Annotated in this window: 9 protein-coding genes and 2 tRNA genes; all 11 read right to left on the reverse strand. The window is 64.8% G+C overall.

The annotated features are described in order from the left end of the window. Positions 1-230: 230 nt before the first annotated feature. Positions 231-1,307 carry a CNNM domain-containing protein gene (locus H4W26_RS08570; RefSeq protein WP_192591642.1) on the reverse strand — a complete coding sequence of 359 codons (1,077 nt, stop codon included), beginning with the start codon at positions 1,305-1,307 and terminating at the stop codon, positions 231-233. Next, positions 1,304-2,665, reverse strand: coding sequence for a hemolysin family protein (locus H4W26_RS08575; protein ID WP_192591643.1), 1,362 nt, complete (start codon positions 2,663-2,665; stop codon positions 1,304-1,306). The genes H4W26_RS08570 and H4W26_RS08575 overlap by 4 nt, the downstream gene beginning before the upstream one ends. 284 nt (positions 2,666-2,949) lie before the next feature. Then, positions 2,950-3,025: transfer RNA gene (locus H4W26_RS08580), tRNA-Ala, on the reverse strand. Between the two features lie 153 nt (positions 3,026-3,178). Beyond that, positions 3,179-3,252, reverse strand: a tRNA-Ile gene (locus H4W26_RS08585). A 128-nt stretch (positions 3,253-3,380) separates the two neighbouring features. Further along, positions 3,381-4,019: a DUF3566 domain-containing protein gene (locus H4W26_RS08590; protein ID WP_192591644.1), complete on the reverse strand. Its 639-nt coding sequence runs from the start codon at positions 4,017-4,019 to the stop codon at positions 3,381-3,383. 12 nt (positions 4,020-4,031) lie between these two features. Next, complete coding sequence (gene gyrA / locus H4W26_RS08595) at positions 4,032-6,698, reverse strand: DNA gyrase subunit A (protein ID WP_192591645.1); 2,667 nt, start codon at positions 6,696-6,698, stop codon at positions 4,032-4,034. A gap of 70 nt (positions 6,699-6,768) precedes the next feature. Further along, on the reverse strand, positions 6,769-8,850 hold the full coding sequence (gene gyrB / locus H4W26_RS08600) for a DNA topoisomerase (ATP-hydrolyzing) subunit B (RefSeq protein ID WP_192591646.1): 2,082 nt from the start codon (positions 8,848-8,850) through the stop codon (positions 6,769-6,771). A 311-nt stretch (positions 8,851-9,161) separates the two neighbouring features. After that, positions 9,162-9,719: a DUF721 domain-containing protein gene (locus H4W26_RS08605; RefSeq protein WP_192591647.1), complete on the reverse strand. Its 558-nt coding sequence runs from the start codon at positions 9,717-9,719 to the stop codon at positions 9,162-9,164. Then, entirely contained in the window at positions 9,706-10,935 is a 1,230-nt protein-coding gene (gene recF / locus H4W26_RS08610; protein WP_192591648.1) for a DNA replication/repair protein RecF, read from the reverse strand. Before recF ends, H4W26_RS08605 begins: the two co-directional genes overlap by 14 nt. A 21-nt stretch (positions 10,936-10,956) precedes the next feature. After that, entirely contained in the window at positions 10,957-12,084 is a 1,128-nt protein-coding gene (gene dnaN / locus H4W26_RS08615) for a DNA polymerase III subunit beta (protein WP_192591649.1), read from the reverse strand. Positions 12,085-12,754: 670 nt separating this feature from the next. Continuing rightward, positions 12,755-14,476 (reverse strand): chromosomal replication initiator protein DnaA, encoded by a 1,722-nt coding sequence (gene dnaA / locus H4W26_RS08620; protein WP_318779816.1) that lies wholly within the window; start codon positions 14,474-14,476, stop codon positions 12,755-12,757. Positions 14,477-14,516 lie beyond the last annotated feature (40 nt).

A 14,516-nucleotide genomic window follows, 5' to 3' on the forward strand; every position in this document is an offset into this window, starting at 1 on the left:
CGCGTGTCCCCACCCTCAGGCTGTGCAAAACTATTCCACAGTTTTATTCGAAGTTCACATAAACCTATGGATAACGTTCTGACCTGGTGAAACACATCCATGTAACTTATACACACTGTGGATAAACCCTGTGGACAAGACCGTCTCCCGGTTGTGCTGAGGCAAAAAAGATGCCGGACCCACCCTTCGGTGGATCCGGCATCTCCAGCTCTGGGTGAGCCTGTGCTCTGCTACTGGCGTGCGTCGGCGCCCGCCTGGCGGACCTGTGCAGCGGTTGATCCGCTCCACTGCTCCTCCATAGTGGGCCACATGCGCTTGAGAATGTCGTTCCAGGTGATCGCTCCGGCGAGACCGGTGTCGGAGTACACGACCGCGAGCTGCTCACCGGCCTCACGCATGGTCTGGAAGGCCTCGTAGACCGAGGCGCCCGTGGGGACCACCAGCGCTGGACGCGCCAGCTCGCTGACCGGGTGCGTCGGTTCCACGGTCAGGGTGTCGCGCACGTGGACCACCAGCGGGTCCGAGCCCGTCTCCGGGATGATCAGCACCCGGAGGTGTCCCGTCCTGCGCGCGGCCGCCTGAACGTCTGCAGCTGTGGCGCCGGCGGGCACCGTCGTGGTCTCCTGCCGGGTGCGTCCAGCGATCACATCGTCCACGGTGAGGGTCTCCAGGTCGATGACCCGGGAGATCTGCGAGGCAGAGGCCTCATCGAGGGCTCCTGTCTGCGTGGAGTGTTCCACCAGATGCCTGATCGTCTCGGAGTCGTACCCTCCGGCCGCCGCGCGGTCCACCGGGGTGATCCCGGTGGCCGAGACGAGCCGGTTGGCGATGCCGTTGATCCACAGCAGCAGGGGACGGAAGCCCCAGAGAACGACCTGAGCTGGCATGGCCACGAGCTTCGCCGCGCGCTCGGGGTGAGCGATGGCCCAGGACTTGGGAGCCATCTCTCCGACCACCAGATGCAGGAAGGTCATCAGCAGCAGCGCCAGCGCGAAGGCCAGGGCGTCGGCAGCCCAATAGGGCAGGCTCCAGGACTCGAAGATCGGCGTCAGCGCATAGTGCACCGCCGGCTTGCTGACCGCGCCGAGCGCGAAGGTGCAGGCAGTGATGCCAAGCTGGGCGCCGGCGAGCATGACGGTGAGCTCGTTGAGCCCGCGAAGCGCCGCCCGTGAGGAGCGGCTGTGCTCTGCGGACTCCTCCAGCCGGTGCCGCCGGGCGGCCAGCAGCGCGAACTCGAGGATCACGAAGAAGGCAGAGATGATGATGATGACGACAGTGGCCACCAGTGGAATCAGCCAGTCGTTCATCGTTCCTCCTCGGACTCTTCGCCGAGGCGAAGGTGGACGGATTCAGGGACATGGCGGTCGACGCTGAGCACCGTCACATCGAGCCAGCGGCGCGGTGGTGAGGATTCAGCGTAGTCCGCCGGATCTGCAGGCAGCTCCACGCGGACCTCCTGTCCCTGGGTGAGCAGTGAGCCCTCCTGAGCCATCAGCAGACCGGAGAGGGTCTCGTAGTCACCTTCGGGGAAACTGCGTCCGATGACGCGCTCGACCTCGTCGAGGTGCAGATCGCCGTCGACGCGCCAGAAGTTCTCTTCCACGGGTTCGATCCCGCTGGGCGCCTCGTCGTCGTGCTCGTCGGTGATGTCGCCGAGGATCTCCTCGGCCAGGTCCTCCATGGTCACGACGCCGGTGAAGCCACCGTATTCGTCGATGACGCAGGCGAGCTTGGCGTTGGCGTCGCGCAGCGTCCGCACAGCGTCGGGGAGCGGCATCAGTGTGGGCACGATGACCGGGGTGCGCATGAGCTCGGAGGCCGGCAGGTCATCGGAGAGGTCGCTGCCGAGCAGGTCCACCATATGCACGACGCCGACGGGCTCATCGTGGGTGTCCACCACCGGGTAGCGAGTGTGCTCCTCCGCCATCAGGGTACGGATCTCCCCAAGGGTGGTGTCAGGGTGGATCAGACCGGTGCGCGAGCGCGGAACCATCGCGTGCTCGACGTCGTGCTCCGGGAAGTCCAGGATGCGATCCAGCGTCAGGTACATCTCCTCCGCCAGGTCGCCGCTCTCGTGCGAGCTGGAGACGATGTGTTCCAGATCCTTCGCGGTTGCACTGGACTCGACGTCGTGGACGGGCTCGATGCGCAGCAGCTTCAGCAGCGCGTTCGCGGCGATGTCGAAGATGGAGATGAGCCAGCCGAACGCACCGAGGTAGAACTTGGTGGAGCGCGCAAGGCCGAGGGCCAGCGGAGTGGGGTTGGCGATCGCGTAGTTCTTGGGGAAGAGCTCACCGAAGATCATCTGCACCACTGTGGAGGCTGCGAGGGCAAAGATCGTGCCGATCGTGATGCCCAGGGCTGCGGGGATGCCGACGCCTCCGAGCAGCTCGCCGAGTCCCTCACCCACCAGCGGTTCAGCGACATAGCCGACCATCAGGCCGGTGACGGTGATGCCCAGCTGAGCGCCGGAGAGCATGAACGAGGTGCGTCCGGTGACGTCGAGTGCGCGCTGGGCGGACTTGTCGCCTCCGGCGGCCATGGAGCGCAGGCGGTTGCGGTCCACCGACATGTACGCGAACTCTTGGGCCACGAAGTAGCCGTTCGCGGCGATGATCAGCAGGATCAGCACAATGCCGAGGAGCAGGAGCAGGAGGGCGATCACCGGGCGACCACCAGTGTGGCGCTGCGGCGGTCGAGAGGACCTTCATTCGCAGTACTCGGGGGACAGTGTCGTCGGCGATCAAGTACTGCGCGTGGTAAGTCGTACACCTGTGTCAGGCACCTCTTCAGTCGTGTGAACAGCTGGTCAATGAAAACTATAGCCGAACGGGGTTCGGAGACAGATGGTCTGCACAGCGCCGAGAACCGGCTCTGCGGGTGCGGATAGAAAAACGGCTCCTCCCACCCGCAGGTGTGAGGAGCCGTCTTCTTCAGCTTGATCCCATCTGGTGGAGGCAAGGGGACTCGAACCCCTAACCCCCTGCTTGCAAAGCAGGTGCGCTACCAATTGCGCCATGCCCCCAGATTTTTCTCAGGCTATCAGACCGAATCTGTGGCCCGAGACCAGACTTTCCGAGCATCCTCGGCCCGTCGCCACTGGCGATAACCGAGGATTCCCGCCACGGAGAAAGCCATCAGCACAATGCGCTTCATTGCTTCCTCCTGGAGTCCGGGGTGGGCGTAGGAGGACTTGAACCTCCGACCTCATCGTTATCAGCGATGCGCTCTAACCGCCTGAGCTATACGCCCCCGACACCTCATAAAAGGTGCGTCATCCTCATCAGGACGACCACTACACATTACATCGCTGACGTCGGCCGAACCAAATCGGCGGCGTGCCAGCGGGCATGAGGCAGCGCCCAGTCCCGGAGTCGGACTCAGTCGTCGGTCAGCGTGACCCCCACGCCGCCCACCAGGGAGGCGGAGAGGTTGTAGAGCACAGCTGCCAGCATGGAGAGGACCGTCAGCAGCACCACGTTGATCACCGCGATGATCGTGGCGAAGGACGCGACCTGTCCGATGGTCACCAGCTCCTCCACCCGGAAGGTGCCGCCGCCGCCCTCAGTGCCGAGGATCTGACCCAGCAGCTCATTGACCCGGTTGAAGATGCCGGTCACATCCATGACCGACCACAGGGTGACCGCAGCGACGACGGTCATGATTCCCAGCGCCACCGAGAGCAGGAAGCTCATCTTCAGCACCGACCAGGGGTCGACCTTGGAGATCAGCAGTCGAGCCTTGCGCACCTTGGCCTTGGGCGTGGGACGCACGAGCCCCGGCTGGGGACGAGATCCGGCAGGGCGCTGACCCGCCACGGGACGACCCTGCGGCGGACGCGAGCCTGCGCTGGGACGAGCCTCTGCGCTTCCCGGCTGCGCATTCTGCGGTCGATTCGCCGTGGTGGCGCCCCCGGCTGCCTGGGCGCGAGGCCGCGGCGCGGGGAACCGGTTGGCCGGTCGCGCCGCGGAAGAGCCTGACTGGCTCCCTGAATTACCTGCGCCGTTGCTTGCGCTCACTGAAGACCTCCATCAGGCGTTCTCTCGGTCCGCTTCATCTCGGTCCGCTTCATCAGGGACCAACGCTACTGCATCGGCGGAGTCTGGACTGTCAGCCGAGGCTGAATCGGGTTCCGGTGTCTCGGATTCTGCTGCCTCAGCCTCGCCGGTCGCGGCCAGGGCCACTCCCGAGCTGCGCGCCACCTTCAGGATCCGATCCTTCTTGCGCGGCTTCGCGAAGATGACCCCCATCGTGTCGCGTCCCTTGGAGGGTACGCCTGAGACGGGTGAACGCACCACCATGCCGGATTCCATGACGACGAGCACCTCGTCGTCGTCCTCCACGACCATCGCACCGACCAGGTCGCCGCGATCTTCCACCAGCTTGCCGACCTTGATGCCCAGGCCTCCGCGGCCCTGCACCCGGTACTCGCTGACGTCGGAGCGCTTGGCGTAGCCGGCCTCGGTCACCACGAAGACATAGGAGTTCTCGGTGATCACATCGGCGGCGAGCAGCTCGTCCTCCTCGCGGAACTTCATGCCGGTCACACCGGAGGTGGCGCGTCCCATGGGACGCAGCGCCTCGTCGGTGGCGGTGAAGCGCAGGGACTGACCCTTGCGGGAGACCAGCATCAGGTCATCCTCTGCGGAGACCAGCTTGGAGGAGACCAGCTCGTCATCCTCGCGCAGGTTGATGGCGATCACACCCGCCTGACGCGGGGTGTCGTAGTCGGTGAGCACCGTCTTCTTCACCAGGCCGCGCTTGGTGGCGAGCACCAGGTACGGCGCGTCCTCGTAGGTGCGCAGCGGAAGGACTCCGGCGATGTACTCATCGGGCTGGAAGGCCACGATGTTCGCGACATGCTGGCCCTTGGAATCGCGTCCGGACTCCATCAGGTCATAGCACTTGGTCCGGTAGACCCGACCGAGATTGGTGAAGAACAGGATCCAGTGGTGCGTGGTGGTGACGAAGAAATGCTCCACGATGTCATCGGCACGCAGCTGCGCGCCGCGGACACCCTTGCCGCCGCGGTGCTGGGCCCGGTAGTTGTCGATCTTGGTCCGCTTGACGTAGCCGTCGCGGGTGATCGAGACCACGACGTCCTCCTGGGGGATCAGATCCTCCATGGACATGTCGCCGTCGTAGCCGAGCTGGATGTGCGTGCGCCGGTCGTCTCCGTGCTTGTCCACGATCGTGTCCAGCTCGGCGCTGATGATCCGGCGCTGCCGGTCCTCGGAGGCCAGGATGTCCTGGAAGTCCGCGATCATGGTCATCAACTCGTCGTACTCATCCTGCAGGCGCTGTCGCTCCAGCGCGGCGAGCTTGCGCAGCTGCATGTCGAGGATGGCCTGGGCCTGATCGTCGTCGATGTCCAGCAGCGCCTTGAGGTTCTGCCGGGCCTCTTCGACGGTGGAGGAGGCGCGGATCGTGGAGATCACGCGGTCCAGGTCATCGAGCGCCTTGAGCAGACCCACCTTGATGTGCGCCTCGCGCTGGGCCTTGTCGAGGCGGAACTGGGTGCGCCGGACGATGACGTCGATCTGGTGGGTGACCCAGTGGTGCACGAAGGCGTCCAGGCTCAGCGTGCGCGGAATCCCGTCCACCAGGGCCAGCATGTTCGCGGAGAAGTTCTCCTGCAGCTGGGTGTGCTTATAGAGGTTGTTCAGCACCACCTTGGCCACGGCGTCGCGCTTGAGCACGACGACGAGGCGCTGACCGGTGCGTCCGGAGGACTCGTCGCGCAGATCCGCGATGCCGGAGACCTTGCCGTCCTTGACCAGCAGCGCGATCTTCCGCGCCAGGTTGTCGGGGTTCGCGTGGTACGGCAGCTCGGTGACGACCAGGCAGGTGCGCCCCTGGATCTCTTCGACGTTGACCACTGCGCGCATGGTGATCGAGCCGCGGCCGGTGCGGTAGGCCTCTTCGATCCCGCGGGTGCCCAGGATCTGGGCTCCGGTGGGGAAGTCGGGTCCCTTGATCCGCTGCAGCAGCGCCTCGAGGAGCTCCTCGCGGGAGGCCTGCGGGTTCTGCAGGTACCACTTCACACCATCGGCGACCTCGCGCAGGTTGTGTGGAGGAATGTTGGTGGCCATGCCCACGGCGATGCCGGAGGAGCCGTTGACCAGCAGGTTCGGGAAGCGGGACGGCAGGACCACAGGCTCCTGCTGCTTGCCGTCGTAGTTGTCCTGGAAATCGACGGTGTTCTCGTTGATGTCCCGGACCATCTCCATGGCCAGCTGCGCCATCTTGGTCTCGGTATAACGCGGGGCGGCCGGGCCGTCGTCGCCGGGGTTGCCGAAGTTCCCCTGACCGGTGGCCAGCGGGTAGCGCATGACCCAGTCCTGGATCAGCCGGGACAGGGCGTCGTAGATCGCCGAGTCGCCGTGCGGGTGATAATTGCCCATCACATCGCCGACCACGCGGGCGCACTTGTTGAAGGAGCGGTCCGGGCGGTAGCCGCCGTCGTACATCGCGTAGAGCACGCGACGGTGCACGGGCTTGAGCCCGTCGCGGACATCGGGCAGCGCGCGGCCGACGATCACGGCCATCGCGTAGTCCAGGTAAGACCGCTTCATCTCGGTCTGCAGATCGATCTGCCGGATCCGGTCGTGGGTCACGATGTCGTCGACGACGACGCCCTCCACGGCCTCACTGGGACCGCCCTGCGGATCCTGGGGTTCTTCGGTGTTGTCACTCACGTGTGGTGTTCTCCCTTATGCGGAATTCGGCATCCGAGCTCGAGCTGCGGCCTGCGGGGCGTGCAGCGGATCAGATGTCGAGGAAGCGGACGTCCTTGGCGTTCTGCTGGATGAATCCGCGGCGGGATTCGACGTCTTCACCCATGAGGATGGAGAACACCTCATCAGCGGCGGCCGCGTCTTCCATGGAGACCTGAAGCAGTGTGCGGTGCTCGGGATCCATGGTGGTCTCCCACAGCTCCGAGTAGTCCATCTCGCCCAGGCCCTTGTAGCGCTGGATGCCGAGCTCCTTGGGCAGCTTGCGCCCCTTGGCGCGACCCTCGGAGAGGGCCTTGTCCCGCTCGGCATCGGTGTACACGTAGTCCATGGGGCCGGACTGCCACTTGATCTTGTACAGCGGCGGCTGGGCCAGGAAGACGTTGCCGTGCTCGATCAGCGGACGCATGTAGCGGAAGAGCAGGGTCAGCATCAGCGTGGTGATGTGCTGCCCGTCCACATCGGCATCGGCCATCAGCACGATCTTGTGATAGCGCAGCTTGGCCTGATCGAAGTCCTCGCCGATGCCGGTGCCGAAGGCGGTGATCATCGACTGGACCTCTTGGTTGCCCATGGCTCGGTCGAGCCGGGCCCGCTCCACGTTGAGGATCTTCCCGCGCAGCGGAAGGATCGCCTGGGTGCGCGGGTCACGGCCGCGCTTGGCCGAACCACCGGCCGAGTCGCCCTCGACCAGGTAGATCTCAGACTCGGAGGGGTCCTTGGAGGAGCAGTCCGCCAGCTTGCCGGGCATGCCCATGGTCTCCAGGGGCGACTTGCGCCGGGCGTTCTCGCGGGCCTTGCGGGCCGCCACGCGGGCGTGGGCGGCGGACTGGGCCTTGCGCACGATGTCTCGAGCGGGGCCCGGGTTCCGCTCCAGCCAGTCTCCGAGGTAGTCGTTGACCACGCGCTGGACGAATCCGCGCGCCTCGGTGTTGCCCAGCTTGGTCTTGGTCTGGCCCTCGAACTGCGGCTCGCGCAGCTTCACCGAGATCACCGCGGTGAGTCCCTCGCGGATGTCCTCACCGGTGAGGTTGTCGTCCTTCTCGCGCAGGATCTGCTTGTCGCGGGAGTATTTGTTGATCAACGTGGTCATCGCGGCACGGAAACCCTCTTCGTGGGTGCCGCCCTCATGGGTGTTGATCGTGTTGGCGTAGGTGTGCACCGATTCCGAGTAGGACAGCGTCCACTGCATCGCAAGCTCGGCGGCCATCCCGCGCTCGGTGTCCTCGGCCTCGAAGGCGATGACGTCGTCGTGGACGTGTTCGGCCCGTTTCGTGGCGTTGAGGTGATTGACGTAGTCGAGCAGTCCGGCGTCGTACTGGTAGACGACGACCCGGCCCTTGGGGGTCTCGATGATGCCGTCATGGCCGCCACCGGCCTCGGTGGGCTCCAGCTCGGCGGGGGCGTCATCCTCGTGATGTCCCTCGAGGATCTCGTCGTGGACCACCTCGTTGCCGGCGATGTTGCGCTCGTCGCGCAGGGTGATGCGCAGACCCTTGTTCAGGAACGCCATCTGCTGGAACCGCGCGCGCAGGGTCTCGAAGTCGAACTCGGTGCTCTCGAAGATCTGCGGATCCGGGAAGAAGATCTGAGTGGTGCCGGTGGCCTCGGTCTCAGCGCCGCGGGTCAGTTCATGGGTGGTCTCGCCGCCGTTGCCGAAGCCGATGCTCCACTCGTAGCCCTGCCGGCGCACGGTGGTGCGGACCTTGGAGGAGAGTGCGTTGACCACGGAGATGCCCACGCCGTGCAGGCCGCCGGAGACCGCGTAGCCGCTGCCGCCGAACTTGCCGCCCGCGTGCAGCACGGTCATCACGACCTCGACCGTGGGGCGTCCCTCCTTGGGATGCATGTCCACAGGGATGCCGCGGCCGTCATCCTCGACGCGCACGCCGCCGTCCTCCTGCAGCGTGACCTGGATGTGTGAGCAGTAGCCGGCCAGCGCCTCATCCACAGAGTTGTCGACGACTTCATAGACCAGGTGGTGCAGGCCGCGCTCTCCGGTGGAGCCGATGTACATGCCGGGACGCTTGCGAACTGCCTCCAGGCCCTCCAGGACGGTGATGTCCGAGGCGCCGTAGGTACCCTGGTGCTGCTTGTTCTCGTTAGCCGAGGTCACGGGCTATGCCGTCTCCTTGAGTCGCCGGGAAGGTCGTGGGAGCTGACCTTGTCATGACACAGACCAGCCCGAGTGGCGGATGCGCTCGGGCCGTTGCTCCAGTCTACCGCGCCCTGGGGCCAAATCTGCATTTTTCGGGCGCTCTGAGGGCATAGATCCTGCGTCTGGAGACCAGCGAAGGGGCCTGGAAGCAATTCGGAGGCCTCCCGGTAGGGATCGGTTCCACCCTGTGGCCCCCAGTGCGGCATATCGCAGCCTGGCGATTCAGGCGTCCACCACTCTGGCCGCTGCGGACGGGACCCGCTGTGGACTCATCCGTAGGTGTCGCGCGGGCCCCTGCCGCGCACCGAGTACAGGCCCTTCTTCCAGCTCGGCGCCTGCGGACCGCGGATGCTCAGCCCCGTCACGATCCCGGGTCCGAGCTCGCGGTTGAACACGTCCATGAGTTGTGGCTGCATCAGCTTCAGATTCGTCGCCCAGGCGGAGGAATCACAGATCACCTCCACCACACCGTTCTCGAACTTCTCCGGCTTGCAGTGCTCGGCGATCGCGGTGCCGACCAGCTGTTCCCAGCGAGCGACGACGGATCCCACCGCCACCGGAGAGCTCCAGCCGCGAGTCTTGATCAGTCCGTCGACCACGCCGCCGAGCAGGTTGGGATCCCGCCGATCAGCAGACCGGGAGCCCGACGCCGCGGCTCGCTTCTGCTTGTCCGAGCTGCTGCTGCGCGGATCTCCCGCCAATGAGGTGCCCTTGGGTGTGCCGCGGAGCCGATGTTCGCCGCGCCCCTTCGCCGCGGCGCGCATCCGGGCAAGCAGAATCTTGGCGGCGTCCTCGTGATCCTGGAGCCGATCCTCAAGGCTGCTCATGGACTGACACCTGGCTGATCTGGTCCACCGATTCGACCCGCAGCGCATTGCCCAGCAGGGCCTCTGGGACGTCGTCGTCCACTGCTGCCGTCACGATCAGCTGTTCCGCCTCCGCGGCGAGCTCGGCAAGACGACGACGACGGCGCGCATCCAGCTCCGCGAAGACGTCGTCCAGGATCAGCACCGGCCGGGCACCCTCCTCGGGATCGTCATCGACCATCACCCGGTAGGCACCGAGTCGCAGAGCCAGTGCGAAGGACCAGGTCTCGCCATGGGAGGCGAAGCCCTTCACCGGCACCTGGTCCAGGCTGAAGTTCACATCGTCACGATGCGGGCCCACCAGGGTCATCGCCCGGTCCCGCTCGGCCCGCCGAGAACCCTGCAGCCGCTGCAGCATCAGGGATGCCAGCTCCTGCCGGGTGAGGGTCTCCAGCGCCGAGACATCCGGCCTGGACGCGTCACTGGCAACGCCGTCGCCCGTCTCGGAGGCCGAGAGCGAGTCCTGGGGGAGGTCTTCCTCCAGCGAGCTCACGTATTGCACCCTCGCCGTGCGCACGCTCCCGGAGAGCTGCTCATAGGCTGTGGCCACATGGGGGCGCAGCGCGGTGAGCATCTCCAGGCGCGCCTTGAGCAGATGCGCTCCAGCCTCGGAGAGCTGATGATCCCAGACCGCGAGGGTGGCTTCATGCGTGGAGGTGAAGCCCTCGTGGCGGATGGACTTGAGCAGCGCATTGCGCTGTTTGAGCACCTTCTCGTAGTCAAGGCGCACTCGCCCCAGCGCTGGCCGCAGCTGAACCGCCAGATCATCGAAGAGGCGCCTCCGCAGCGTGGGTCCGCCCTTGATCAGCTCCAGATCCTCCGGGGCGAAGAGCACCGTGCGCAGTATCCCCAGCACATCGGTGGCACGGACCGGATTTCCACGATTGATCCGAGCACGATTGCTGCGTCCCGGATTGATCTCGACCTCGAGCAGGGCCTGACGAGCGCCCCGATGGGCGTCAGCACGGATGATGGCCTGCTTCTCGCCATGCCGGACGAGCGGGCCATCCTGACTCACCCGGTGGGAGCTCAAGGTGGACAGGTAGCCGATGGCCTCGGCGATGTTGGTCTTCCCCACACCGTTGAACCCCAGCAGGACGTTGGGTCCAGGCTGCAGCTGCAGCTGCGCGTGGGCGTAGCTGCGGAAGTCGGTGAGGGTGAGCTGTGACAGCCGCATGGTCTCCTCGGCTGCCCGCGGCTACTGGTTGATCAGACGCACCGGCATCAGCAGATACCGGAAATCAATGGACTTCTCACCCTCAGCTTCGGCCTGCCCCGTGATCATCGCGGGCTTGGGCGCAGAGACGAACGAAAAGCGCAGGAACTCCGAATCGATGACGTTGAGTCCCTCGTTCAGGTATGCGGGGTTGAAGCCCACGGTGATCGATTCGCCGCTCAGCGTCGCGGGGATGACCTCCGAGGCGGAGGCCGCATCATCCACACCGGCGTCGAGGATGACCTCATTGTCCTGGGTGAACTGCAGCCGCACATGGCCGTTGCGCTCAGACACCAGCGAGACGCGGCGGGCCGCCTCGATGAACTCCGCGGTGTTGACCACTGCGTGGATCGGGGTGTCCTCGGGGAAGAGCTGGCGAATCTTGGGGTAGTCCCCGTCGACCAGCACCGAGGTGGTGCGCCGTCCTCCAGAGGAGAAGCCGACGAGTTCTGCGGACTCCGAGAGAGCGATCTGCAGCGAACCGGCACCGGCGAGGGACTTCGCGACATCGTTGAGCGTCTTCGCCTTGATCAGCACTGACGTGGAGATATCCGGCGCAGCAGGGGACCAGTTGATCTCGCGCATCGCGAGGCGATAGCGGTCAGTGGCCAGGAAGGTGATCGTGTCGCCCTCGATCTCCACCTTCACGCCGGTGAGGATCGGGAGGGTGTCGTCTTTCGAGGCAGCGGTGATCACCTGGGAGACGGCGCGAGCGAAGGCGGCTCCATCCACGGTGCCTGCAAGCTCCGGCATGCCAGGGAGCTCTGGATACTCGTCCACCGGCATCGTGGACAGGGTGAACTTTGAGGACCGGCAGGTCAGCTGGACCCGCGAATCCTGCAGCTGCACCGTCACGGGGGCGTTCGGCAGAGATTTCACGATGTCGTTGAGCAGACGCCCGGAGACCAGGATCGTCCCAGGCTGCGTGACATCGGCCTCGATATGCAGCTGGGCGGAGATCTCATGATCGAAGCTTGAGATGGTGACCGTCTGGTCGGCTGCAGTGATGTGCAGACCTGCCAGCACCGGTGCAGGTGGTCGAGGGGAGAGGGAACGGGCGGCCCAGGAAACCGCTTCGGAAAGAACATCCCGTTCAACAGTGAACTCCACTGATCCCTGCCTTCCTTGTTGCGCTTCGACAGCCGGGTCGGTGAATGTCAAGCATCTGCGGGTTGTGTCGAGTGTCGAGCTTACCTGCAATCGAACCGCAGAAGCTAGCAAGGACTGAGACGAGCACCATATGAGCCTCGAATGAGGCGTGCGCCCACAAGATCTGGGATTTCGAGCGAAGCGTGGACTGGGAACGGTGACTGTTCTCTGTCATTTAAAGGGTTAAGGGTCAGAAGTGTTAACAGGTGCTGTGGAAACTGTGGATAAACCGCTGCTTGCCGTTGTCTGCTGGGATCTGGCTGTGCACCATGAGGTGGAGGATCCTCGCTTCGACTGTGCACGAGCAGTGGAGATTTCAACAGCATCCAGGAGGCATCTCCCCAGCCAGGGCGGTGTAGTCCCCAATGTCAGCGCGTTGTGCACTGCGAACTGCACCGTTTTATCCACAGGTGTTAACTAAAACCTGGAAAACTCCACGGCCGCCTGTGGATATGTGGGAAAACCTGTGGAGATGGTCTGACGGAGAGGTCCCTGATCCCAGGGTCCATGCGGAATGACATGGTTGTGAGTTGTGGAGCAGGGTCTTATCCACAGCTGTTCAGCCAGCGGATATGAGGCGCCTGAACTGTCGCCTGCCGATCTCTCGGCTCGCCGAGCACCTCGACGCGCGCTACCGCTGCTGCTTGATCTTGTTCGTGAGCTCCGTGACCTGGTTGAACACGGCCCGACGCTCTGCCATGAGTTCGCGGATCTTTCGCTCGGCGTACATCACGGTCGTGTGGTCTCGCCCGCCGAGGGCCTGTCCGATCTTGGGGAGGGACATCTCCGTGAGTTCGCGCAGCAGGTACATCGCGATCTGCCGGGCGTTGACCAGCTTGCGGTTGCGTGACTTGGAGATCAGCTCCTCGACGCTGAAGGTGAAGTAGTCCGCCGTGGCGTTGATGATCTGGTCGGCCGTGATCTCCTGAGCGTGGTCATCCGAGATCAGGTCCCGCATGACCTGCTCCGCCAGCGCGAGGTCCACCGCCTGCTTGTTCAGCGCGGCGTAGGCCGTGACGCGGATGAGGGCCCCCTCGAGCTCCCGGATGTTCGAGGAGATCTTTGAACCGATGTACTCAAGGACGTCATCTGGACAGGAGAAGTTCTCCGCGGTGGCCTTCTTGCGCAGAATCGCGATGCGGGTCTCAAGCTCGGGGGGCTGGATGTCGGTGATGAGGCCCAGCTCGAACCGAGATCTCAGCCGCTCCTCGAAGCCGGAGAGACGTTTGGGAGGCAGATCCGAGGTGATCACGACCTGCTTGTTGTTGTTGTAGAGGGTGTTGAAGGTGTGGAAGAACTCCTCCACGGTGCGCTCTTTATCGGCGAGGAACTGGATGTCATCCAGCAGCAGGATGTCGACGTTGCGGTAGAGGTGCTTGAAGCTGGCACCTTCGTCGTCACGGATCGAATTGATGAAGTCGTTGGTGAACTCCTCCGAGTTCACGTAGCGGACGCGGATCCCGGAGTAGAGCCGCTGCGCATAGTGGCCTATGGCGTGCAGCAGATGCGTCTTGCCCAGTCCCGAGTCGCCGTAGATGAACAGCGGGTTGTAGGCCTTGGCGGGAGCTTCTGCGACCGCATTCGCCGCAGCGTGGGCGAAGCGGTTGGAGGAGCCGATGACGAAGGTGTCAAAGGTATACCGGGGATTCAGCCGTGAGGTCTCGTAGTGCTCGCTGCCGCTCGCGGTGAAGGAGGCCGGTGGGGCTGGTCGGCTGGGGGGACGACGCTCGGCCAGCCGGGCGTCCCGCTGGGGCTGCGCGGTGCGTTCGTACTGTGAATAGTCCGTGGGGGCGAAGCTGGGCTCACCGTACTCGTCCCGTTCCCTGCTCATCCCGATCCCGACGCGTTCCGGTCGCTCGGAGCGTTCTGGGCGGTCGTAGCCCTCGGACTCCGGGCGGTGTCGAGGGTTCTCGGTGCGGACTTCCCCCGGGTAGAGATCATCGACTGCGGTGGAGGAGGCTGAAGCCGCAGAGGGCGCCGAGTTCGCGCTCGCTGCTACTCCCAGCTCGCGCTGCCGCGTCGCGAGTTCCGGGTCGATGACATAGGCACAGAGGACGTCCTTGCCGAAGACCGTGCGCATCGCGTCACCGAGCTGGGCGGCCAGGGTCGACTGCATGAGCTCGCGAACCCGTTCGTGGGGCACCGCAACGGTGAGCAGCAGAGTCTCGCCCAGAAGCTGTTCCCCCTGCGGCACTGCCCGCCCGACGTCGGTCAGCCGCAGGCCGGCGATGCCATGATTCTCTCGGAGCTCGGCAAGCACCTGCTGCCACTTCCGCGGCACATCGACCTCTGACTCAGCAGGCACGCTGCTCCCCTCGTGGATATCGGCGAAATTCTGCACATAGTATTCCACAGCTTCTGTGGAGAGAGCTGTGGGAAAAGTCCGATCTCCC

It is taken from the genome of Nesterenkonia halotolerans, from assembly GCF_014874065.1.
Lineage (GTDB): Bacteria > Actinomycetota > Actinomycetes > Actinomycetales > Micrococcaceae > Nesterenkonia > Nesterenkonia halotolerans.